The 22,959-nt window shown below is 57.1% G+C and carries 21 protein-coding genes, 1 tRNA gene and 1 pseudogene; 8 read left to right on the forward strand and 15 right to left on the reverse strand.

Annotated elements, in window-relative coordinates; all coding sequences use genetic code 11:
* The first annotated feature begins 586 nt into the window (after window positions 1-586).
* The 3 genes from JFT63_RS16865 (at window position 587) to JFT63_RS16875 (ending at window position 4,885) form a co-directional block, all read left to right on the forward strand.
* Window positions 587-1,792 (forward strand): acetyl-CoA C-acetyltransferase, encoded by a 1,206-nt coding sequence (locus JFT63_RS16865; RefSeq protein ID WP_057701103.1) that lies wholly within the window; start codon window positions 587-589, stop codon window positions 1,790-1,792.
* A 16-nt stretch (window positions 1,793-1,808) separates the two neighbouring features.
* Window positions 1,809-3,953, forward strand: coding sequence for a 3-hydroxyacyl-CoA dehydrogenase NAD-binding domain-containing protein (locus tag JFT63_RS16870; RefSeq protein WP_198844332.1), 2,145 nt, complete (start codon window positions 1,809-1,811; stop codon window positions 3,951-3,953).
* Window positions 3,954-4,159: 206 nt separating this feature from the next.
* Entirely contained in the window at window positions 4,160-4,885 is a 726-nt protein-coding gene (locus JFT63_RS16875; RefSeq protein WP_198844333.1) for an amidotransferase, read from the forward strand.
* Here JFT63_RS16875 and JFT63_RS16880 read toward each other — a convergent pair.
* The 3 genes from JFT63_RS16880 to JFT63_RS16890 all read right to left on the reverse strand — a co-directional run bounded on the left by JFT63_RS16880 (window position 4,882) and on the right by JFT63_RS16890 (window position 7,660).
* Window positions 4,882-5,853 carry a magnesium and cobalt transport protein CorA gene (locus JFT63_RS16880; protein ID WP_003193449.1) on the reverse strand — a complete coding sequence of 324 codons (972 nt, stop codon included), beginning with the start codon at window positions 5,851-5,853 and terminating at the stop codon, window positions 4,882-4,884. The genes JFT63_RS16875 and JFT63_RS16880 overlap by 4 nt on opposite strands.
* Before the next feature lie 158 nt (window positions 5,854-6,011).
* Window positions 6,012-6,755, reverse strand: coding sequence for a 1-acylglycerol-3-phosphate O-acyltransferase (locus JFT63_RS16885; protein ID WP_198844334.1), 744 nt, complete (start codon window positions 6,753-6,755; stop codon window positions 6,012-6,014).
* Window positions 6,756-6,967: 212 nt separating this feature from the next.
* Window positions 6,968-7,660 (reverse strand): crotonase/enoyl-CoA hydratase family protein, encoded by a 693-nt coding sequence (locus JFT63_RS16890; RefSeq protein WP_198844335.1) that lies wholly within the window; start codon window positions 7,658-7,660, stop codon window positions 6,968-6,970.
* 321 nt (window positions 7,661-7,981) lie between these two features.
* On the opposite strand from JFT63_RS16890, the gene JFT63_RS16895 reads away from it, so the two are divergent.
* A tRNA-Ser gene (locus tag JFT63_RS16895) sits at window positions 7,982-8,071 on the forward strand.
* Window positions 8,072-8,655: 584 nt separating this feature from the next.
* On the opposite strand, the gene JFT63_RS16900 is transcribed toward JFT63_RS16895, so the two are convergent.
* The 4 genes and pseudogenes from JFT63_RS16900 to JFT63_RS16915 all read right to left on the reverse strand — a co-directional run bounded on the left by JFT63_RS16900 (window position 8,656) and on the right by JFT63_RS16915 (window position 11,889).
* Window positions 8,656-9,366 (reverse strand): hypothetical protein, encoded by a 711-nt coding sequence (locus JFT63_RS16900; protein ID WP_198706906.1) that lies wholly within the window; start codon window positions 9,364-9,366, stop codon window positions 8,656-8,658.
* Window positions 9,367-9,440: 74 nt separating this feature from the next.
* Window positions 9,441-10,616 (reverse strand): AAA family ATPase, encoded by a 1,176-nt coding sequence (locus tag JFT63_RS16905; RefSeq protein ID WP_198706905.1) that lies wholly within the window; start codon window positions 10,614-10,616, stop codon window positions 9,441-9,443.
* Window positions 10,617-10,841: 225 nt separating this feature from the next.
* Window positions 10,842-11,504: pseudogene (locus JFT63_RS16910) on the reverse strand (tyrosine-type recombinase/integrase); the annotation flags it as partial.
* 115 nt (window positions 11,505-11,619) lie between these two features.
* A complete protein-coding gene (locus tag JFT63_RS16915; RefSeq protein WP_069868706.1) occupies window positions 11,620-11,889 on the reverse strand; it encodes a short-chain dehydrogenase in 270 nt (89 codons plus the stop codon).
* A 539-nt stretch (window positions 11,890-12,428) separates the two neighbouring features.
* On the opposite strand from JFT63_RS16915, the gene JFT63_RS16920 reads away from it, so the two are divergent.
* Window positions 12,429-13,556 carry a saccharopine dehydrogenase NADP-binding domain-containing protein gene (locus tag JFT63_RS16920; protein WP_198844336.1) on the forward strand — a complete coding sequence of 376 codons (1,128 nt, stop codon included), beginning with the start codon at window positions 12,429-12,431 and terminating at the stop codon, window positions 13,554-13,556.
* 2 nt (window positions 13,557-13,558) lie between these two features.
* Window positions 13,559-14,056 (forward strand): DUF2269 family protein, encoded by a 498-nt coding sequence (locus JFT63_RS16925; RefSeq protein ID WP_198844337.1) that lies wholly within the window; start codon window positions 13,559-13,561, stop codon window positions 14,054-14,056.
* A gap of 51 nt (window positions 14,057-14,107) precedes the next feature.
* Here the strand turns inward: JFT63_RS16925 and JFT63_RS16930 are convergent, their stop codons facing one another.
* From JFT63_RS16930 to JFT63_RS16945, 4 genes are all read right to left on the reverse strand, one after another.
* Complete coding sequence (locus tag JFT63_RS16930; protein WP_186558284.1) at window positions 14,108-14,476, reverse strand: DoxX-like family protein; 369 nt, start codon at window positions 14,474-14,476, stop codon at window positions 14,108-14,110.
* Window positions 14,473-14,925, reverse strand: coding sequence for a thiol-disulfide oxidoreductase DCC family protein (locus JFT63_RS16935; protein ID WP_186558285.1), 453 nt, complete (start codon window positions 14,923-14,925; stop codon window positions 14,473-14,475). Before JFT63_RS16935 ends, JFT63_RS16930 begins: the two co-directional genes overlap by 4 nt.
* Window positions 14,926-15,247: 322 nt before the next feature.
* A complete protein-coding gene (locus JFT63_RS16940; protein WP_198844338.1) occupies window positions 15,248-15,583 on the reverse strand; it encodes a hypothetical protein in 336 nt (111 codons plus the stop codon).
* Window positions 15,584-15,728: 145 nt separating this feature from the next.
* Window positions 15,729-16,103, reverse strand: a complete 375-nt coding sequence (locus JFT63_RS16945) for a DUF2784 domain-containing protein (RefSeq protein WP_057701057.1) — start codon at window positions 16,101-16,103, stop codon at window positions 15,729-15,731.
* Between the two features lie 108 nt (window positions 16,104-16,211).
* On the opposite strand from JFT63_RS16945, the gene JFT63_RS16950 reads away from it, so the two are divergent.
* The gene (locus JFT63_RS16950) at window positions 16,212-16,898 is read left to right on the forward strand and encodes an HAD-IA family hydrolase (RefSeq protein WP_198844339.1); all 687 of its coding nucleotides are present in this window, start codon (window positions 16,212-16,214) and stop codon (window positions 16,896-16,898) included.
* Between the two features lie 597 nt (window positions 16,899-17,495).
* Here the strand turns inward: JFT63_RS16950 and JFT63_RS16955 are convergent.
* Window positions 17,496-18,242 (reverse strand): 3-oxoacyl-ACP reductase family protein, encoded by a 747-nt coding sequence (locus JFT63_RS16955; protein WP_116667098.1) that lies wholly within the window; start codon window positions 18,240-18,242, stop codon window positions 17,496-17,498.
* Between the two features lie 107 nt (window positions 18,243-18,349).
* Here JFT63_RS16955 and JFT63_RS16960 point away from each other — a divergent pair, with 107 nt between their 5' ends.
* Window positions 18,350-19,273, forward strand: coding sequence for a LysR family transcriptional regulator (locus JFT63_RS16960; protein WP_198844340.1), 924 nt, complete (start codon window positions 18,350-18,352; stop codon window positions 19,271-19,273).
* A gap of 105 nt (window positions 19,274-19,378) precedes the next feature.
* On the opposite strand, the gene JFT63_RS16965 is transcribed toward JFT63_RS16960, so the two are convergent.
* The 3 genes from JFT63_RS16965 to JFT63_RS16975 form a co-directional block, all read right to left on the reverse strand.
* Window positions 19,379-20,107, reverse strand: a complete 729-nt coding sequence (locus JFT63_RS16965; RefSeq protein ID WP_057701053.1) for an aspartate/glutamate racemase family protein — start codon at window positions 20,105-20,107, stop codon at window positions 19,379-19,381.
* Window positions 20,108-20,120: 13 nt separating this feature from the next.
* Window positions 20,121-21,650, reverse strand: a complete 1,530-nt coding sequence (locus JFT63_RS16970; RefSeq protein WP_019820568.1) for an NCS1 family nucleobase:cation symporter-1 — start codon at window positions 21,648-21,650, stop codon at window positions 20,121-20,123.
* A 490-nt stretch (window positions 21,651-22,140) separates the two neighbouring features.
* Complete coding sequence (locus tag JFT63_RS16975) at window positions 22,141-22,875, reverse strand: phosphoadenylyl-sulfate reductase (RefSeq protein WP_186558292.1); 735 nt, start codon at window positions 22,873-22,875, stop codon at window positions 22,141-22,143.
* Window positions 22,876-22,959: the final 84 nt, after the last annotated feature.

Here is a 22,959-nt window from a genome sequence, read left to right on the forward strand (position 1 = left end):
AAAGAAAGCCCCTGCAACAGGAGCGCTAAGCGCAATATCCCGGCAGGTGCTGCCAAAGGCTGCAGGCCTGGTGCGGTGTGTGCACGGAAGCTGGAAGCGTCACCCAATAACCTTGGTTAAATTGGGCAAGATCAGAATCAGTGTGGTGGCGAACAGAATAAGTCCCGCCTGACGTACTTTCGAATGTTTGAACATGGCTGACTGCCTATTTGTTGTTATTCCTGAGCGTCAAATGCGTGCCGGTTTATTTCAGTATCGCGAGATGACGTTGCACTTTTCTTACAACTGCTCCAGCAAAACCCGGCAGCAGCGGCCTACAGGTTCAACCTTAGAGCCCCCGATCTTCTTCGCTTAGATCCATTTCATATCAGCTAATCAGCATTTGCGCTAAAAACGTCATGAGGCGTATTGCCATCTTGGCGCGAGCCCTAGGGCTAGACAGCTAAAACGATTAATCAGGGAATTCCCGTAGCTACCTACCGTTCGTCCGAGCGAGGGGGTCAAAAGCAATGAGCGCATCCGTCATTGAAACCGTGTCAATCGGGCCTAAGGTAGGGGCATACACCCACAGCGGTTCGAGGATGTCATGACTCAAGCTTTGATCTTTGATGCGATACGCACGCCCCGGGGCAAAGGCAAGGCCGACGGTGCCTTGCACAGCGTCAAGCCGGTAAATCTGGTGGCCGGTTTGCTCACGGCGCTGGCGCAACGCAGCGACCTCGACACCCGCCAGGTGGATGACATCGTCCTGGGCTGCGTCACTCCGGTGGGCGACCAGGGTGCCGACATCGCCAAGACCGCCGCCCTGGTGGCGGACTGGGATATCAGCGTCGCCGGCGTACAGGTCAACCGCTTCTGCGCCTCGGGCCTGGAAGCGGTCAACCTGGGGGCCATGAAAGTGCGTTCCGGCTTTGAAGATCTGGTGGTGGTGGGTGGCGTCGAATCCATGTCTCGCGTGCCCATGGGCAGCGATGGAGGTGCCTGGGTGCTCGACCCGCAAACCAATATGCACAGCCACTTCACCCCTCAAGGCATCGGCGCTGACCTGATTGCCACTCTGGAAGGGTTCACTCGCCAGGATGTGGACAGCTTTGCCCTACAGTCCCAGCAGAAGGCGGCCAGGGCCCGAGCGGACGGTTCGTTCAACAAGTCGTTGATCGCAGTGCAGGATCAGAACGGCATCGTGCTGCTGGATCATGACGAATTTATTCGGGGTGACTCCACCCTCGAAGGCTTGGGCAAGCTCAAGCCCAGCTTCGAAATGATGGGCCAGATGGGCTTTGACGCCACCGCGCTGCGGGTCTACAGCCATGTGGAACGCATTCATCATGTGCACACACCGGGCAACAGCTCCGGCATCGTTGATGGTGCGGCATTGATGTTGATCGGCTCCGAGGCCAAGGGGCGCGAACTGGGCCTGCAACCGCGGGCGCGCATTGTCGCCACGGCAGTCACCAGCACCGACCCGACCATCATGCTCACCGGCCCCGCACCGGCTACCCGCAAGGCGCTGGCCAAGGCCGGCCTGCGGGTTGAAGACATCGACCTGTTCGAAGTCAACGAAGCCTTTGCCTCGGTGGTGCTCAAGTTCATCAAGGACATGGGCATCGACGCCGCACGGGTCAATGTCAACGGCGGCTCCATCGCCATGGGCCACCCGTTGGGCGCCACCGGTTGCGCAATCCTCGGCACCTTGCTCGACGAGCTGGAGGTACGCCAGCAACGCTACGGCCTGGCCACCCTGTGTGTCGGCGGTGGCATGGGTATCGCCACCATTATTGAACGCCTCTGAGCCCAAGGAATTTGTCATGACCGATGCCATTCGTTACGAAAAAGGCCAGGACCAGATTGTGGTACTGACCCTGGACATGCCCGGCCAGAGCGCCAACACCATGAACGCCGCCTACCGCGAAGCGATGGCGGCCACCGTCACGCGCCTGGAAACTGAGAGGGACGAGATTGCCGGGGTGGTGATCACCTCGGCCAAGAAGACCTTTTTTGCCGGTGGCGACCTCAACGAGCTGATCAAGGTCGACAAGGCCCACGCCAAGGATTTCCATGACAGCGTGCTGGTGTTGAAGGCGCAATTACGCCGCCTTGAAACCCTCGGTAAACCGGTGGTGGCCGCGATCAATGGCGCGGCCTTGGGCGGCGGCTGGGAAATTTGCCTGGCCTGCCACCATCGGGTCGCGCTGGACGACAAGTCCGTGCAGTTGGGTCTGCCCGAAGTCACCCTTGGCCTGTTGCCGGGTGGTGGCGGGGTGGTGCGCATGGTGCGGATGCTGGGCCTGGAAAAAGCCCTGCCGTATTTGCTCGAAGGCAAAAAAATCCGGCCAGCCCAGGCCTTGCAAGCCGGCTTGATTGATGAACTGGCAGCCGATCGTGAGCAGCTGCTGGCCAAGTCCTGCGCCTGGATTCTCGCCAATCCAGAGGCCAGGCAACCCTGGGACAACAAGGCGTATCAAATCCCTGGTGGCACGCCGTCCAGCCCCAAGGTCGCGCAGATGCTCGCCATTGCCCCGTCGATCCTGCGCAGCAAAACCAATGGCTGCTTCCCGGCGCCGGAGAAAATCCTCTGCGCTGCCGTTGAAGGCGCCCAGGTGGATTTTGACACCGCACACCTGATCGAAACCCGCTACTTCACCGAACTGGTGACCGGGCAGGTGGCGAAAAACATGATCGGCACCTTCTGGTTCCAGCTCAATGAAATCAACGCCGGCAGCTCACGCCCGCAGGGTTTTGCCCCTCACGTCACCCATAAGGTTGGCGTGCTCGGCGCCGGGATGATGGGGGCGGGCATCGCCTATGTCAGCGCGTGTGCGGGTGTGGAAGTGGTGCTCAAAGACATCACGCTCGCCGCCGCCGAGAAAGGCAAAGCCCATAGCGCTGCCTTGCTGGACAAGAAAGTCAGCCGTGGGCAATTGACCGCCGAACAGCGCGAAACCACCCTGGCGCGTATTCATCCTACGCAGGAGGACGCCGACCTGGCCGGTTGCGACTTGATCATTGAGGCCGTGTTCGAAGACCGCGAACTCAAGGCCAGGGTCTCGGCTGCCGCGCAAAGCGTGGTGGGGGCCGATGCAGTGATTGCCTCCAACACTTCCACTTTACCCATCAGCGGCCTGGCCACGGCGGTGCCCGATCAAACCAGGTTTATCGGCCTGCATTTCTTCAGCCCCGTGGACAAGATGCCGCTGGTGGAAATCATCAAAGGCACCCGTACCAGCGCTGAAACCCTGGCCCGGGGTTTCGACTTCGTCTTGCAAATCAAGAAAACCCCGATTGTGGTCAATGACAGTCGTGGCTTCTTTACCTCGCGGGTATTCGGCACCTTCACCAACGAAGGCATCGCCATGCTCGGCGAAGGTGTAGCCGCGCCGATGATCGAGACCGAAGCGCGCAAGGCCGGGATGCCGGTGGGGCCGCTGGCGGTGTCCGATGAAGTGTCCCTGAGCCTGATGAGCCATATCCGCCAGCAAACGGCCAAGGACCTGCTGGCCGAAGGCAAGGCACTGCCGAACCATCCGGCGACGGCGGTGATTGATCTGTTGGTCAACGAATACAAGCGCACGGGCAAGGCGGCCGGCGCTGGTTTTTACGACTATCCCGCTGGCGGCCAGAAGCACCTGTGGCCTGAGCTGAAAACCCGCTTTGAACAGCCCGGTAAGCAAATCTCACCCCAGGACGTGCGTGACCGCTTGCTGTTTATCCAAGCCATCGAAACCGTACGCTGCGTGGAGGAGGGCGTGTTGATGTCCACGGCGGATGCCAACGTTGGTTCCATCTTCGGCATCGGCTTTGCCGCTTGGAGTGGCGGCGCGTTGCAGTTTATCAACCAGTACGGGCTGAACGATTTTGTCGCCCGCGCCCGTTACCTGGCCGAAGAGTACGGGGAGCGCTTCTCGCCACCGGCGTTGTTGCTGGAAAAAGCCGCAAAGGGTGCAACGTTTTAGACGTTTCACTGTAGGAGCGAGCTTGCTCGCGAAAAACGCACAGGCAACGCTTTTATCCAGGATACCTGCGTTATCGTTGACGTTCTTCGCGAGCAAGCTCGCTCCTACAGGGAGTGTGGGCGGCCATTGAGGGCTTGCTTTGGGGAGGTATTTCAGGGCAGGCTCTGGGGTGTGCAATATTCCCATCGCCGTGTCAGGTATTTTTTATGTCGCTACGCGTCTGCATCCTGGAAACCGATATTCTGCGTCCCGCTTTGATCGATGAGTACCAAGGCTATGGGCAGATGTTCAAGCGCCTGTTCGCCAAGCAACCGATTGCCGCCGAGTTTGTGGTCTACAACGTGGTGCAGGGCGAATACCCGCCGGATGACGAGGTGTTTGACGCGTACCTGATCACCGGCAGCAAGGCCGACTCGTTTGGCACTGACCCCTGGATCCAAACCCTCAAGGCGTACTTGCTCACGCGTTACGAGCGTGGCGACAAGCTGCTGGGTGTGTGCTTCGGCCATCAATTGCTCGCGCTGCTGCTGGGCGGCAAGGCCGAACGCGCCAGCCAGGGCTGGGGCATGGGCACCCACGCCTACAAGCTGGATGCGAAGACGCCATGGATGAGTCCTGAGGTGCCGGAACTGACGCTATTGATCAGCCACCAGGATCAAGTGACCACCTTGCCGGAAAACGCCACCGTGATCGCTTCCAGCGAATTCTGCCCGTTTGCCGCGTACCACATCGGCGACCAGGTGCTGTGCTTCCAGGGCCATCCGGAGTTTGTTCACGACTATTCCCGTGAGTTGCTGGAAATACTTCAGACAACCCTGGGTGAAAAGGTCTACAGCAACGGCGTGGCCAGCCTGGATCGCGACCACCATGGCGTCACCGTGGCGGAATGGATGATGCGCTTCGTTGCGCATCAGCCTGAAGCCAAGGCTTAAAGCCAGCCCGAACGCTTGAAACTTGCCCATAAACCGGTACAGCCCAAGGTAATAAACCCGAGCACCGCAAAATAGCCGTAGTGCCATTGCAGCTCGGGCATGTTCTGAAAGTTCATCCCGTAAATCCCTGCCACCGCCGTGGGGAACGCCAGGATCGCCGCCCACGCCGCGAACTTGCGCTGCACCACGCTCTGGCGTGACGCCTCCAGCAACACACCGATCTCGATGGTCTGGCTGGCAATGTCGCGCAGGGTGGTGAGGTCTTCCATTTGCCGCGTCACGTGGATTTGCACGTCACGGAAATACGGGCGCATGTTCTTGTCGATAAACGGGAAGCTCAGCTTCTGCAGCTCCTGGCTGATTTCCACCATCGGCGCCACATGCCGCTTGAGCCGCAACACGTCGCGGCGCAGGCCGTGGAGATGCTGGATATCACGCTCGTTGAGCGAACTGCACAGCACGTTGCGCTCCAGCTCATCGATCTCGGCATGGATCGCCTCGCTCACCGGCTGATAGTTTTCGGTGACAAAATCCAGCAGCGCATAGAGTACGAAATCTTCCCCATGCTCCAGCAACAACGGTCGCGCCTCACAACGCTGGCGCACAAAACCGTAGGACGCCGAGTGGCCGTTGCGGGCGGTGATGATGTAACCGTTGCCGGCGAAGATATGGGTTTCGATAAACTCCAGCTTGCCGTTCTCGCGCACCGGTGAGTAGGTGACGATAAACAGCGCGTCGCCGAAGGTTTCCAGCTTCGGGCGGCTGTGTTTTTCCATGGCGTCTTCGATCGCCAGTTCATGCAGGTTGAACTGGCGTTGCAGGTTGTTCAACTCCTGTGCGCTGGGTTCTTCCAGGCCGATCCACACAAAGTGCCCGGGCTTGGCCGCCCACGCCGCGCCTTCATCGAGGGTGATATCCGAGACTTTTTTACCGGCGCTGTAGACGGCAGCCGCAACAACTCTACCCATGGTGCTGATCACTTCTTATCAAGAGGACAGATGTTGGGCAGCTTAGCCTGAATGGCGTTCCGTTGTTGCTCACCGACATTGCCCACTCCCCTGTAGGAGCGAGCTTGCTCGCGAAAATCGTCACCGATAACGCAGCGCCATCAGGTGACCCGCGTCGCTTATACGTTTTTCGCGAGCAAGCTCGCTCCTACAAGCTCACGGTCCATCTGCGCGATGCACTCATCCATCTGCGTCTGACACGTCAGCAGCAACTGAGGGATGTCATCCACCGTCAAGCCACAGGTAGGAATCGGCGGCAACGAGCGTATCAGCACCTCACCGCTGTTCCAGCGATTGAGCTTCATCTGCGTCACGTAATTGCTGACACACACCTGCACGATAGGCACACCGGCCGCAATCGCCATATGGAATGCACCTTTCTTGAACGGCAACAACCCTTTGCCCAGGTTGCGCGTGCCCTCCGGGAACACCCAGATCGACGTGTCCTTATGCTGCAAGGTATGCGTAGTGGTCAGCATCGCCCGCCGCGCCTTGTGTGCATTGCCACGGTCGATCAGCACATTGCCCGCCAGCCAGAACAGCTGGCCGAACAGCGGTACCCATTTCAGGCTTTTCTTGGCGATGCAGACCGTGCGGTGCGGCACTACATTGCCGAGCACAAACAGATCGTAGTTGGACTGATGGTTGGCGATCACCACGCAGGTACCGGGCTTGTTGCGCAGCGAGTCGACGTCGGTCTTCACCTTCAAGCCCAGGATCCGCATGGCCGGCAACGCATAGAGGCGAGCGCAGAGACGGCTGTTGTCCGGATTGAACGGCCGGCACACACCGACCAGCACACCCAGCACGCCAGCGATCATAAAATGCAGGCCCATCAACAACATACGCAACAGAAAAAGCATCGACACGGCCCATCGGGACAAAAGGTGGCGCAGTGTACGGATGTGCACTGTATTCGGCAATTGCCCCTACAGACGTAGGAGATAGCCGATGTTTAAGCGCATGTTTCCACGTTGGTCGATAACGGCTAGCTAGAGCGGCTACGGACGTTTCACATTTATAGGTAAGAAAAAGCCCGACTCAAGGTCGGGCTCAGGCACGAAAGGTGTAGGACTTAGCTCAGGCTATGGCCCTGATCCTGGATGATTGCATCGTCCAGGGCTTCGAGCAGTGCGCGGCGCACTTTCAACTTGGTGTGCTTGTGCGCGTTCATATTGATCTTCTTCAACTGCCGTGCCGCTTCCAGTGCAGCCGCTTGCAGTTCTTCCGGTGCAACCACCTTGTCGAGGAAACCGGCGTGCAGGGCGCCTTGTGGATCAAACATCTCGGCATTGATCACCGAACGCTGAAACGCCGACTTGCGCAGACGATCCCGCGCCAACTCGATACCGGCATGGTGCATGGTCATGCCAATCGCCACCTCATTCAGGCCAATGCTGAACGGGCCGTCGACGCCGATACGGTAATCGGCCGACAACAACAGGAACGCGCCCTTGGCCACCGCATGGCCTGGGCAGGCCACAATCACCGGGAACGGATGCGCCAACAAGCGCCGCGCCAGGGTTGAGCCCGACGTCACCAGGCTAATCGCCTCTTTAGGGCCGGCGGTCATCACCTTCAAATCATAACCACCCGACAAAATCCCCGGCGTGCCCGTGATGATCACCACCGCCCGATCCTTCTCGGCCTGATCCAGCGCCGCATTAAACTCACTGACCACCGCCGGAGAAATGGCATTCACCTTGCCGTTGCTCAGGGTCAGGGTCGCGATACCGTCTTCGAAGTGGTAGGCAATCAACTCACTCATGACGCGGTTCCTTGTAGGGTTTGTTATAGAGGTAGATGCGCAGACGTTACTCACCACGCCCGCGCGGGTAAAGCGCCGTGACTGACTACCCAGTCAGGCTTTTCCCGCGTCCCCAAGGGTAGACGGCCCGCAGCAGGGCGCAGCAACCGTCCCAGACGCCTGCCGCCGATGCCCGAGAATGGCACAATCACCACCCCTCGCCGGGAGGGGAATGGCATAACCGTCTAAGCGCATGAAAATTCTGAAAAAAACCTTTGCCATCAGAAAGGCTTTCGACTACATTAGCGCGCCTCGACAGACTGAACTGGTTTGACGAGATACGGTGAAGTGTCCGAGTGGCTTAAGGAGCACGCCTGGAAAGTGTGTATACAAGAAATTGTATCGAGAGTTCGAATCTCTCCTTCACCGCCAAATTCTGAAAACGCAAACCCCTGATTTTCCTAGAGAAAGTCGGGGGTTTTTGTTTTTTTAACCAGAAAAAATGCACATATGGGACTGATATGGGACTGCGCAGTATTTTCTGATCTGAAATTGCGGCACGCATGGGGGGCTTGCCTCGGGCGGCAAACAGGTCATAAGGCCATCCCAGCGAAATCCTCATTTCTTGCTTGTGAGTTAGCCGTACCTTTGCTGCAGAAACCTTGACGTCTCATTCCTTGCCCCGCGCACTGCTATGCTTGGCACATTTTGAGCGGAGGCAAGTCGGGCTCAGAGGAATATTTTTATCGGATCTGCTGGACAGGATTTACCAAAATTAGCTTGGGCTGGATGCTGCAATCATGTAGCTGGCTCTTCAGGCGGATAAGCAAGCGCTCGCCGTAGTCGGGAATAGTGTTCTTGGTTGCTGGAGGATCGGAGAGAACTCCGACCTCACTAAGCAGAGCATTGCAAAGCTTCGAGCCCGACACCTTCCATGATTTTATTCTAGAATACACATTGAAGGCTTTGCCAAACTAAGTTGCTCAATTATTGTGCGTTTATGAATGTATTTAATTTCATGATTCGAGTTGTTGCGTGTCAGTATCCCTGTCTGGTGCTTTCCGTAATGTATCTTGAAGTACGTTTACTAGTCGCTCATAGAATTTCGAAAAGCTTGGCATTTCTATAGCAAGTTTTCTGCAGTCTATTCCATTGTCTTCAAGCCAAGTTAACAGGCGCTCGTTAGTGGCTTCTCCTTCGAGTATCGCGCTGAGCATCTTCTTGGCAGCATTTGGGGATTTGTCATTTCCGGAAAGCTCCTCTAATTCAGCGCAATGCTCATATGGGTTTTCTTTTGCTGCGCATATAAACCATGACTCTGATTTTGGTCTTGGCACCATCGGAACTCCCCTGGTGAACTCGGCACGTTTGAAACCCTCTTTGATCGAAGTTTTCTTTTGCGACCAGATGTCGCTGGGGGAGCTGTTTGTGCCATCAGAATCTCGGAAAAGTATGGCGATTGCAATATCCTCCTCTGCTGCTTCCAACTCTTTTGATATCTCACCAAGCATCCATGCATTAAAATAAAAAAGTCCAGTCTCGGCCCCGTGCTTGCGCCCTGCGAGGAAAAAGCCACGTCGCTCACTTTTCTTCGCTGCAAGGCGTTGTGTCAGATAGGCTTCGCTATAATATCTATACGTGCCAAGATGAGTTTGCAAGGGGCTATATTGCAATACTTCTTCGATAATATAATCAATGACAAAAGTGAGTGGCCCTAACCTATACATGTCATCCTGACAAAATCCCGCGTGATTTTTGCAGGCCCCTAAGTCACTTACACCCTCGCCACTACACACTACGATCACATAGCACCTTTAGTTATAGCTGGTTTTTCATCCGAATCGAGCTGCGCACATTCATTTGTAAGGTCAGAAAGACTGGTGTCTACAAATGCTTCGCCAGGCCCCATTATTGCTAGTTTTTTTGCCATTTTGGGTAGGCTGAATAGTGGTCGGCCTCGAGTCCCACCATCGAATGAACGATATATGAAACATACGGATTTCTGAGCGACTTCATCTGACAAATAATTTAGTATCATTGGGCTGTGAGTGGTAACGATAACCTGTTGTCCTGTGTTTTGTAATACATGAACAAGGCGCTCAACAATTTCAGGGTTTACACCATTCTCAACTTCGTCGAAAAGTAAAGTTGCATTGCCTGAGCTAGCTTGAGCGAGAATGGCCAATATTCTGAGTAGTCCGTCATTTACGTGCTTTGCATCAGTTTCAACAAGTTGTCCGTTGAATTCTTCGATAATGGAAAGTTTTTTCCAGCCAGCTCTTTCTTGCTTGACCTTAAAGTCTATTACGGTAGGGTAAAATTCGCGTAATAGGCTTGTGAGTTTTTCCCGTCCCTTGCCTTTTATACTATAAAGAAAAGGAGAAAGCTTTTCTCCGCCTGTACCGATATCAGTGGCGGCTTCACGTAGTGAGTATCGCATCAGGTGTGGGGATAGAAGCTCCAGTGATCTTATGTTAGAGATTGTATTTCGGACTTCTATGATTTCTGGGCTTAGCGCTTCGTCTTTTAAAGCTGAAAGAATAGATCCGGTGTAGTTGAATTCAACTTTAGAGGGGGTGGCATCAAGTACAGCATATCGACCTTTTGATAGGTTGAATAAAGTGTTTCTCGAAAGATTAAGTATTTTCTCTGATGTGCAAGAAAGAGTGCTTCTGTTAAAGCTCCCAGCCCACGTTAATATGTCGCCACTTGTAACTTTAACCGAAATTGCAATGGCGATGTTAGAGTGGCTGGTAAGTTTTGAGTGAAGATCGGAGGCGTTCCACCCTCGTTTTGCAAGCCAGCTATTGACGTCACCCCGCATTAAATGCGAAGAAAAATCAAGCAATTGAAGTACGCTACTTTTACCAGCTCCGTTTAAGCCTACCAGACAAGTAAAATTACCCGTGCCAGTCGCTACGTTTAGGTTAAATTCAGCTAATGATTTGAAGCCGCTAACACTGATACCTTCGATCATAAAATTCCCAATTCGGCATCCCCTCGATACCATCTCGATTTTTACAGCAATTCGTTAATTTCACGCAATTCTAATTTGAGAAGATTTTCCACCATTTCAGCTCTCCTTCAAGCCTCCAGCAAAGCTGGTCAGCCATCGAAACTCAGAACTCGAGTTCCTACGAGCCTAAGAAGTATTACGTACTCGATAGACTCAGCGGAAATGGAAAGATTCTTCCGTCTAGTCCTATTCAGCTAGCTTAGCCGCTCTTTGTATCGGCGGCGAGTTGGGGTTTCGGTTTTGGTCGATGGCTTCCGACGTCTCAATTCCCAGCGCGAGCTGTAACATCCCGATCACATCAGGTCCATCTTCGTTGATCCAGGTTCCATAATGCTGACGAATCATGTTGCCGTTGGTATGCCCCATCTGCTCAGCGATCCAATCGATCGACGCCACGCCGGTGGTCAGTAACTGACTAGCGTAGGTGTGTCGGCATTGACCTGGTCCGCGATAACGAACGCCGGCGGCGAACAAGTGAGCCTTAAAGAACCGATCGCGCACCACGAAGTCATTAGGGTGCGGCAGGCCACTTTTCGTGTTGAGGAATACGAAGTGGAGTTTGTGTGACCGTACAGTTTTGTTATCCCGTTCGACGACCTCCACGGTTTCCGCTTTTCGGTTCCGGCTCAGTGCATTGATCTTGCGCAGGGCGTCCCACGCCGGTGCCAGCAGGTGTACCCTTCGCTTGGAGCGGCGGGTTTTCGTCACCCGATAAGCCCCGCGTATCTTGGATCGTCGAAAGGTCACTACGCCTTGTGCAAGGTCGACATCCTCCCAAGCCAAGGCGATCGTCTCCGACACGCGGGGGCCTGCCCATAACATGAATTGCACCATCAGGAGGAAAAAGGTGACGGATTTATTTGATTTTCTCTTCACTACGAAATTCGAAGCAAACAATCCCTCTGGTTTGAGAGGAAACCAGAGGGATTATAGTTTTTAAGTTTGAGAACTTAGATTTCTTAGGTCACGCGCTCGGCACATCCATCCGTCGTCCAATCACATCGAGCAAATCGCACCCGTCCCGCAGCGGAATTGAGCAGAGCAGTGCAAAATCACTGAGCACCACCGCATCACTACTGATTTCACTACGTAGAGCAAGGTTCTCAAGGACTTGTGTAACGGCACGAAGTCGATAGGTCGCGGCGTCGAGGAGTATTTCCAATGGCACGGTGGTATCGACAAAAAGGGCAGGTGTGGCGCTGTCGTTGCTGGTAAGTGCTATGTATTGGTTCATGCGTAAAGTCCGTTCGCTTGGAGGGGGAGAAGCCACCTATTTGTCGCCAAACAAAAGGTGGCAACTGTACGCAGGTTGGCGAACCGGCATAAGAACGGACAAAGACCGGCAGACCCGAGGGTCTCCCACGCACAGCTACCATTGAGCAGCTTATTGCGTGCAGGGGCATCCCGCAAATCAGCCGGGAGGCTTTTGCCATCTTATAGTCGAGTCGCCAAACCCGGTCGCCATATGGGCGACCAGAAGACTATAGGCATTGAGGTTTTAAAACGGCAGCCTGTCGCTTCTGAGTAATGTGTAGGACGTTGCCCAAAGCCACCAACCCCTGTGCGATTGAAGGCGCACATGTAGCTCGAACCTACTCTGGCGACGGGTGGTGTGATCATGACCCGTTGCATTGACTCACAACCGTAGCCGTTTCCTCGAGGCTCCCCGTTGATCCAGGCTCAAGCAGCTGAACAAATCGGGTATCTTTAGCCGCCTCAGCCGCCAGCGTGCCTCAGGCGCAGCGCATGATCGTTTGTTTAGGGAAGAATGGAATGACACTCAGGGTGTTGGTAGTCGGTGGCTACGGCAATTTCGGCAGCATCGTTTGCCGGCATCTGGTGTTGGCGCCGGGCATTGAACTGGTGATCTCGGGTCGCGACCCACATAAGCTGCAGCGCAAGGTGGATGAGCTGAAAATCCAGTCGAACACCGCTTGCGAGGGCTGGTGCGGCGATGCCATGGGCGCCGGGTTCGCCTCCGTTTTGCGGTCGATGAACATCACATGGGTGATCCACACCGGCGGCCCGTTCCAGGGGCAGTCCTATGCTGTCGCCCAGAGTTGCATCGACGCTGGCGTGAACTACTGCGACTTGTCCGACTGCCGCACGTTCGTCAACGGCGTGAGCGTGCTGGATGCACAAGCACGGCAGGCAGGCGTGGCGATCCTTAGCGGGTGCAGCTCCGTGCCGACGCTGTCTTCCGCCATCATCGATCAATATCGCTATCGCTTCACCCGTATCGACTCGATCGAGCACGGTATTTCCTCCTCGGCCAAGATGCCGGGCCTGTCCACCGTCGAAGGTGTGCTGGCTTACGCGGGCAAACCCATCAAGCAGCTCAGGCATGGCCAGGTGCATGAAGTGCTGGGCTGGCAGGACCTGACGCTGCGCAAAATGCCTGGGCTTGGCACGCGGGTGTTGGCCAATGTGGACGTGCCCGACATGGACATCTTTGCTGGCCGCTATGGTGCCCACACCCTGAGCTTCAAGGCTGGTGCGGGGCTCAAGCTTGGCGGTGTCGCCAACTATCTGCTGGCCCAGGCGCTGCGGTGGGGCGTCGTGCGTGACCATCTTGCCTGGGCTGCGCGGCTGCATCGGCTGGGTACTTGGTTCGAGCGTTTTGGCGATGGCAAAAGCGCGATGTACATTGACGTGAACGGCCTCGGTGCAGAAGGGCAACCGCTGTCCCTGGCGGTGCAACTGACGGCGCTGAATGACAAAGGCCCGGAAATCCCCAGCTGTGCCGCCGTTGCTCTGGCCCTCAAAGTCGCCCAAGGCTATGTGCCTGAACCCGGTGCGCGGCCGTGCGTTGGCGAAATCACCGTCGACGAATACATGGCTGCTATCAACGACCCGGCGAACCTCAGCCTGGCCGTGCATTTCTCTGACGGGCAGGGCTGACCATGCTCTATCTGAGCCTGAAATACATCCACATCATCGCGGCGATTTTCCTGTTTGGCTTCGGCATGGGCTCGTATCTGTATCTGATCGCCGCGAGCCGTACGGCCAACCCGCAAGTGATTGCCCATGTGGCGCGGATGGTGGTGCAGTTCGATACCTGGATCACTACGCCGGCGGGCGTCATTCAGATCATTACCGGCTTTGTGTTGATCAAGCTTGCCGGACTTGGGTTGACCACCGAATGGGTGCTGACTTCGCTGATCATCTTCCTGTGTGTGGGGGCTCTTTGGCTGCCGGTGCTGGTGCTGCAGAAGCGTTTGCAGCAAATGGCGCTCAGCGCGGTTGAGACGAGCAGGGCGCTTGGTGATGGATACCGCGGCGTCTATAGGGAATGGTTCTGGATGGGTGTTTTGGGTTTCTCTGGGATGTTTGTGATCGTGCTGATCATGGTTACGAAGATGACGCCATGGCAGTTGATTGGGCTGTTGCTGTGTGGCTGACATCAGCGCCGGCCGTTGCACTTGAGGCACTCGGGCTGAAATAAATGCCGTTCAGGGCTTGGTATTCCAAGCCACCGCACACAACGCCAAACCCGCCACATTCAGCGACACAGGATTAAACGCTTCCCTGAGCATCGACGGGCTGAACACCGCCACATCCACCAGCAGCCCCGCCAGCGCAGTCGCAGCCACTACAAGCGGCCAGATACTGCGTGGCGAAAGCAGTATCCATATCGCCAGGGCAATTTCCCCAACCCCCGCCAGCGTGGCGAACAACTGCACCTGCTCGATCCCATGCACCTGGATCATTGCCCGCTCACCCGGGCTTAGCCACAGCAGCTTCGGCACCAGCCCATGGTAGGCAAACATGAAAGCCAGGCCGCCCCGGGCGATCCAGTTGATGCGCAACAGGGGACTCATGGCTGATCCTTTAAAAAGCGCTGTTCATGATCCGCGTTCGGCAACAGACAGGTATCGTATTTTCCGAACAGCCGATAGCGATTGCGCGCGATGCGGTCGTAAGCCCAATCCCGAAGAAAGCGCGGGATGCCACGCAGGAGCAGCAATGGGCGCCAGCGGGCAGGCAGTTGCGCAATGATTTCCAACACCGCCTCCGAACGCTGCCAACAGCGCCGATCGCGGATCACTGCGAGGGTGTCGAACTGCTCCAGCGGCAACCCCGCCCACGCCAACAGCGCCTGGCCCTCGGGTGACTGCACGGCGGCTAATCGCAAGCGCCGTTGGTGGTCGTGGCGGATCAGAAACCTTGCCCAACCGTTACACAGCTTGCACACCCCGTCGAACAACACCACGGTTTCACCGGGCTTGAGGAATGGCGCGGGGGTAGGGCGGGTGTCGGAAGCAGGCATGTGTGTAGGTCCAGTCGGGCCGGGTTAGCCTGGATCATACCTGCCTTTGCCTGCACTGTAGTGTTTGGGGTTAGCTACCCCAACGAGCTTCAGGATTGGGTGACTACGCTGAGAGCCAAAGGCGTCTGGCTGTTTTTGACCTGGTCTACAAACAGCGTTGCAGGATTGCTTGAACACGCAGTTATAAAAAAACAGAAGAGTGATACAAACACTATTCGCATGACTGCTTCCTTTAATCGGCTGCTCTCGACGGAGCACACCTGCTTATCACTTGCGCTAAAAAGCCGCTGTCTCATACCGAGATCAAGCGGCTTTTTCACACTTACTGCGCGGTTTTCAGCTTGATCACATCACCGGAAATCTTGGTGGTGTAGCCGTTCAATACCCAGGCCCAGAACCACTTTTCTTGCACTTGGGTGTTGATCAGCGCGTCGCCGCCCTTGGCCTTGATGGCCGCATCCTGGGCGCGTACGAAGCGGTTGTTCTGGCCGATCGGGATGACGCCCAGCAGCATGATGCCGGTGGCGCTGGCTTCGCTGTGGCCGAGGACGGTGTATTGGCTGGCGTCGTATTGCTGGGTTTTCATGGCGGTGCCGGTGCAACCTGCCAGGGTGAAACCGAGAACTGTTGCTGCAACTGCTTTACTGACGTATTTCACTTGAAACTCCATGGACTCAACCTCGAGATTCAATTCCCGAGGGGGCGACACTTTAAGCGCTCGGCGGGCAGATTGAAAACAATCTGCCCAGGTTTCATGTTCAGGCTTGTGTGTGCGCCCAGGCGAGCAAGTTCGGATCCGAAGGTCATGCGCTTCTGCGTGCCAGCAAACGCCGGATCAACCGCCCATACACCACGAGGTTGATCAATATCACCACCGCCCCCAGCACCAATTGAATATTCGCCGTCAGCCCGGCGGGGTAGATCAGCGTCAGGATGTAGTGCTCGATAAACCCGCCGCCATAACCGTCTTGGCCAGCCAAGTGGCGAAACAGGTTTTCCCAACGAGTAAGCGGGCAGGGCAGGTGCAGTACCTCTACCGCAATGCCCCAGGCCACGGCGGGCAAGTGCAGCCACATCACCCTGGGCCATTTCAGGGCGAGCAGGCCGCCGAACAGCACGAACAGGATGAAGGTCAGGTGAAACAGCACGAGGCCGTCGGCGGCGAGTCGGTAGAGCATTGGGAGTACGTCGAAAAGAGGGGCAAACAGTCTAAAGGGTTGCTCGCCGGTTAGCGTGGCCGTTATTGTGCTGAATCCATTTAGTCCTTGCCTCAGGGTTGTGTCGTGATGAATGCACCGCGTACCGCTGTCCCGATCAAAGCCGTGATTTTCGATATGGACGGGTTGTTGCTGGATACCGAAGGCATCTACACCGAAGTCACGCAGATCATCGCCGAGCGCTATGGCCGTACCTATGACTGGGGTATCAAGCAGCACATCATCGGGCGAGGCGCTCAGGATCTGGCCGATTACGTGGTCAAGGCGCTGGAGTTGCCGATCACGCCCGCCGAGTTTCTGCAAATTCGAGAACCGCTGATGAGTGAGCGCTTTCCCAAAGCCCTGGGTATGCCCGGCGCCGAGGCGTTGGTGCGGCACTTGAAGGCGCACAATATTCCGATTGCGGTGGGCACCAGTTCATCGCGTAACTCGTTTGGCCACAAGACCACCCTGCACCGTGAATGGTTTGGCCTGTTCGACACCATCGTCACTGCCGACGACCCGGAAGTCGGCGCCGCCAAGCCCGCGCCGGATATCTTCCTCACGGCTGCGCGCCGTTTGGGTGTAGCGCCTGAGGATTGCCTGGTGTTCGAAGATTCGCCGTTCGGCGTAACGGCGGCGAAGGCGGCCAACATGACCGCCATCGCCGTGCCCGATGAGGCGATGGCGGACAGCAAGTATCATCATGCCGACCAGATAATCCGCAAGCTCGCGGATTTTGATCTGGCCGCCTATGGCTTGCCTCCCATGGCATAGGTATCTACACAACTTTTTGGTGCGACGTCGGACCTGTGGGAGGGGGCTTGCCCCCGATGGCGGCCTCAGGGCCGACCAGGATGCTGGACTTTGATCGAGTGCATATCCGTTATTTAGGTAACGGCTGATATTGGTTCCGCTTTTACAGCGGGTCACTTTTGAAAAGAGCCCAAAAGTAACCAAAAGGCTCTTGCCCCACCACTCGGCACCTCGCTTAGGCTCGGTGTACCCGTAATCCGCCATGGATTTGGGGGGCCGCCGCCACGCGCCATCCATGGCGCGGGGCGGCTAAACCGGCATCCCTGCCGGTTTACCCCCCAAATCCCTGGCGAATTCCGGCCAGCGTGGTTTGACGGGGCGCCTAAGATCAAGATCAAAAGCAGATCAAGAGCGGCTCGCTTCGCATCGTGGTTACGGTTGGCAGTGGCTACAAAAGTTGTGTAGATACCCATGCTCCCATGGCCTGACCCAGCGCGGTCAAAAATGTGGGAGCGGGCTTGCTCGCGAATGCAGGGTGTCAGTCAGTAGATTTATCAACTGACTCACCGTATTCGCGAGCAAGCCCGCTTGCACATTTGGGTTGCGGTTCTGCAAAAATCAGGCGCTGAAACCGCCATCGATGGTCAGGCTGGCGCCGGTGATGTAGCCCGCTTCCGGCCCGGCCAGATACGCCACAAAACTGGCAATCTCCTCCACATGCCCATACCGACCTACCGCCATCAACCCGATCAGACTTTCGGCAAAATCACTGTTCGCCGGGTTCATGTCGGTGTCCACCGGCCCAGGCTGCACGTTGTTGATGGTGATACCCCGTGGCCCCAGGTCCCGCGCCAAACCCTTGGTCAAGCCGACCAGTGCCGCCTTGCTCATCGCATAAGGGCCGCCGCCACCGAACGGCATACGCTCGGCGTTGGTGCTGCCGATATTGATCACGCGGCCACCTTCGCCCATATGCTTGGCGGCTTCCTGGGTGGCGATAAACACGCTGCGTACGTTGATCGCCAAAGTCTGGTCGAAGTCTTCCAGCTTGAATGCTTCCAGCGGCGCGATGGCCAGCACACCGGCGTTATTCACCAGGATATCCAGGCGTCCAAACGCCTCGACCGTGGCGTTGACCGCAGCGCGAATCGCCGTGGCATCGGCGCTGTCGGCGTGAATCGCCAGAGCCTGACCTCCTGCGCTGATCACCTCGTTCTGCAGTGTCTCAGCCTTGGCGGCCGAGCTGACGTAGGTAAAGGCAACTGCTGCCCCCTGAGCGGCGAGGCGCTTGACGATGGCGGCGCCGATGCCGCGGGAACCGCCTTGAATCAAGGCGACTTTGCCGGTGAGGTTATGTGTGCTCATGTCGATCTCCGAGGTAGTTGATGGAGCGAGTATCGACCTCACCCGCGCAGCTCGGTAGCCCGTGGTTGCTATAGTCTGTGTAAACCAAAAGTTTAGAGTGTGGCGATATGGAAAGCTTTGGCAGTATCGAATGCTTTGTGCGCAGCGCCGAGGGTGGCAGCTTTGCCGAGGCTGCACGGCACCTGAGCCTGACGCCCGCAGCGGTGGGTAAAAGTGTCGCCAAACTGGAGGCGCGCCTGGGTGTGCGGCTGTTTCAGCGCAGCACTCGGCGCCTGGCGCTGACCGAAGCCGGCAAGATGTTCCTGGGGGAAGTCAGCGGCAGCCTCACCACCATCCAAAATGCGGTCGCCAACCTGGCCAGTGCCGAAGGGCGGCCGGTAGGCACGCTCAAGGTCAGCATGGGGCCAGTGTTCGGTAACCGGTACGTGGTGCCGTTGCTGGGCGAATTCATGCGGCGCTTTCCGGATATCAGCCCGGACTGGCATTTTGATAACCGCCAGGTCGACCTGATCGGGCAAGGCTTCGATGCGGCCATTGGCGGCGGGTTTGAGTTGCCCCAAGGCGTGGTAGCGCGCAAGTTGACCCCGGCGCACCGGGTGCTGGTGGCGTCGCCGGATTACCTGGCGCGACGCTTGCCGGTGCTGGCGCCCGACGACCTGTCGCACTGCCTCGGCATCTTGATTCGCTCGCCGCAGACTGGCCGGGTGCGTTCATGGCAACTGACCCATCGTGAGCGCGAGCACAGCCCTTTAGTGCTGAAACCGGCGATGACCATGAGCGACTCCGAAGCCGCTTGCTGCGCGAGTGCCCAGGGCCTTGGTATCGCGCTGGTGAGTATGCCGATGGCGGTGCCGTTCCTGGACAGCGGTGCGTTGGTTCGAGTGTTACCCGATTGGTATGTGGACGACGGCAATATTTCCATCTACTACGCCGAGCATAAATTGCTGCCGGGCAAGACGCGGGCGTTTGTGGATTTCATTATTGAGCAGTTTACCGAGCAGAAACTGGCTCAACGCTTCAGTGCTATCTGAGCAGGGCTTTACACCGAGTCGTGGCCATCGCGGGCAAGCCCGGCTCCCACATGGGGTCGCGATCACTGTGGGAGCCGGGCTTGCCCGCGATGCAGGCGCATCGGTCTACCGCCCGAACTTGCCCGGCCAGCCGATGACCTTCTTCGGCCTCGGTGTCGCATAAGTTCTGACCTTCGAGGTCGACAACCCCAACCGCACCAACGACTCGGCCACCATCACCGCTGCCGTCACCCCGTCCACCACTGGCACCCCGGTGCGCTGGCGAATCTGCTCGTCCAGCCCGGCCATACCGCCGCAGCCCAGGCAGATCACCTCGGCTTTATCGTCGCGGATGGCCAGTTCCGCCTGGTGCACGATGGCCTCCATGGCTGCCAACGGGTCTTCTTCCAGCTCCAGCACCGCCATGCCGCTGGCGCGCACCGAAGCACAACGCTGGTAGAGGCCGGCGAGTTTCAGCCGGTCTTCAATCAGCGGCACAGTGCGGTCCAGGGTGGTCACCACCGAGTAGGCGTGCCCCAGGAACATCGCGGTGCTGGCCGCCGCTTCGGTGATATCCACCACCGGTACATTGAGCAGTTCCTGCAGGCCTTCACGGCCATGTTCGCCATAGCCGGCCTGGATCACCGCATCAAAGGGCTGGTCGTAGGCCATTACCCGATCCATCACGGCGATGGCTGCCAGATAGCTTTCAAAGTTGCCTTCCACCGATTCTGCGCCGAAGTACGGGGTGAGCCCGACAATCTCGGTGCCCGGTGAAGCCACGGCCCGTGCTTGCTGAGCGATGGTGTCCGTGATGGATTCGGTGGTGTTGACGTTGACCACGAGGATACGCATGGAAAGTCCTTGTTTAATGACTGACGTTATCGACGGCGATGCTTTCGCCGCTGACATCGGCGTAGTGCGGTTGACGCTTGGCAATCAGCAGGTACAGCAACCCGGCAATGCCTGCGCCAAACAACCAGGAAAACGGCGAGACGCTGGCAAACCCCGGCAACAGCGCCAGCAGGATGGCGATCACCGCCGCAGGAATAAACGCCGCCACGGCGCGCATATTCACGCCTCGGCTGTAGTAATAAATGCCTTGGGGGTCTTCGCTATACAGTTGCGGCACGTCCACCTGGCTTTTACGGATCAGCCAGTAATCGACCATGATCACCCCGTACAGCGGCCCCAGCAGCGCGCCCAGGCCAGAGAGGAAGTACACAATGACCAGCGGGCTGTTGTAGAGATTCCACGGCAGGATCAGCACCGCGACGAAGGCGCTGATCAACCCGGCGCGGCGAAAATTCAGGTACTTGGGCGCCAGGTTGCTCAGCACAAAGGCCGGGGCGACGAAGTTGGCCATGATGTTCACCGCCACGGTGACGATCAGGAAGGCCAGGCAACCGAGCACCAGGAAGAAGGTGTTGGGGATCGCTGCGATGATTTCGGTCGGGCTTTCGATCACCCGGCCATTGAGCTGGAACTGCCCGCCGCACAGCAGCACGGTGATGGCGGCGAACACCAGGATATTCACCGGCAGGCCCCAGAAGTTGCCGACCTGGATAGTCCTGCGGCAGGGTGAGGAACGGGCGAAGTCGCAGAAGTTGAGGATCAAGGTGCCGTAGATGGCCAGCCACAGCGCGCCGCCGGCAAAGATATTGCGCCACATCTCGCCGCCACTCAGGGGCTCGCGGATCGACCAGGCAATTTGCCCGTTCGCCTGGAAGTACATCCAGCCGGCCAGTGCGGCCACGGTCAGCAGAATCACCGGCCCGGCGAAGCCTTCATAGCGACGTACCATTTCCATGCCATAGGCGAGAATCACCAACTGCACCAGCCAGATCGCCACAAAGCACGCCCAACCCAGGGTCGACAGCCCCAGAATCGAGTCGTGGTCATAATCGGCAAAGCCTGGATGAATCGCCGTCAGCAATACGCGGAAAACCACCGAGGCCAGGTAGGTTTGAATCCCAAACCAGGCAATCGCAATCACCGCCCGAATCAGCGCAGGAATTTGCGCCCCATGAATGCCGAAGCTGATGCGGCTGATAACCGGAAACGGCACACCGGTCTTCTGCCCCATGTAGCCCGACAAGTTCATGAAGAAGTACACCAGCGCCGCGCCGATCCCCAGAGACAGCAATATTTGCCAGCCGCCCAGGCCCAACGCATAGAGGCCGATGGCGAATGAATAGTTGGCGATGTTGTGCACGTCGTTGGTCCACAACGCAAAGATGCTATAGCGCCCCCAGCGTCGGCCTTCGACCTTGGTGGGCGCCAGGTCCTTGTTGTGCAGGCGCGGGCTGAGTACCAGCGGGCCGGGGCCTGCGGCCGCAGGGTTTAATGGGGAGGAGGGCAGATCCAGTGCGAGGGTGTTCGAGAGACTTGTACGCATTCCGGCAGGCTCCAGCGCATCTGCAGCAAAGCGGCGGATGGCAAAGTGTATGTAGGTTTTGTATTGATTGTATACAAAGCGTACTTCTGCCTAAGCCATATGCGTGCCAATTCTCGATATATGAAAATCTTGGCTAATTTCGTTTTTATATGGGTTGAGAATAACTTATTGAATTACGGGCACTATAAATTAACCGTTTGAACAGGTATTTATTTTTTTGTTAATTGCAGGGCTATTTATAGACAGCGCCATTGGCGCAGGGAGATGTTACGTTTTGGTGCGTTGTACATTAAGTTGCACACAAAAATGGCACTTATGGTTACAAGGTTGTGTACAAGATTTATCCCGCCAAAAAGCAAATATCGCTTTCTGTAGGAGCGAGCTTGCTCGCGAAAAACGTCAACGATAACGCGGGCTTCCTGAATAAACGCGGCGTCCGTGAGTTTTTCGCGAGCAAGCTCGCTCCTACAGAGGTGGTGGCATCAGCGGCTCAAGCCTTGCTGATGATATTCCCCGCATGCAGTCCGCATTCCTTCTGCGTGGCTTCTTCCCACCACCAGCGGCCTTCGCGCTCATGCTGGTTCGGCAATACCGGGCGGGTGCAGGGCTCGCAGCCGATGCTGATAAACCCACGCTCATGCAAGCTGTTGTAAGGCAACTCCAACATGCGGATATAACCCCACACCTCTTCGCTGGTCATCTGCGCCAGCGGGTTGAACTTGTACAGGGTACGTTCCGGGGTGGAGAACGCCGTGTCGATTTCCAGCGCCGCCACCTGGCTGCGGGTGCCGGGGCTCTGGTCGCGGCGCTGGCCGGTGGCCCAGGCGCTGACACCTGCGAGCTTGCGGCGCAGCGGTTCGATCTTGCGGATGCCGCAGCATTCGCCATGGCCGTCCTTATAGAAGCTGAACAAGCCTTTCTCTTTGACGAAGGGTTCCAGCTTGTTCTGGTCCGGCGAGATCAGCTCAATGTCGATCTTGTAGAACTCACGCACCTGTTCGATAAACCGGTAGGTCTCCGGATGCAGACGGCCGGTGTCGAGGCTGAACACCTTGACGTTCTTGTTCAGCTTCCAGGCCATGTCCACCAGCACCACATCCTCGGCACCGCTGAAGGAAATCCACAGGTCATCGCCGAACTGGCTGAACGCCAGCTTGAGAATGTCCTGGGCAGACTTGTTGGCATAAGTCGCGGCGAGTTCAACGACGTCGAAGGCTTGGTTCATCAGGACGGTTCCTACAGGTCAGTGGCGCTGAGCGCTCTATAGGCGGCGATGGTATCAAAATCTGCCGTGCGTTGCGGCGGCGTG

It is taken from the genome of Pseudomonas sp. MF7453 (assembly GCF_016405455.1).
Taxonomy (GTDB): Bacteria; Pseudomonadota; Gammaproteobacteria; order Pseudomonadales; family Pseudomonadaceae; genus Aquipseudomonas; species Aquipseudomonas paralactis.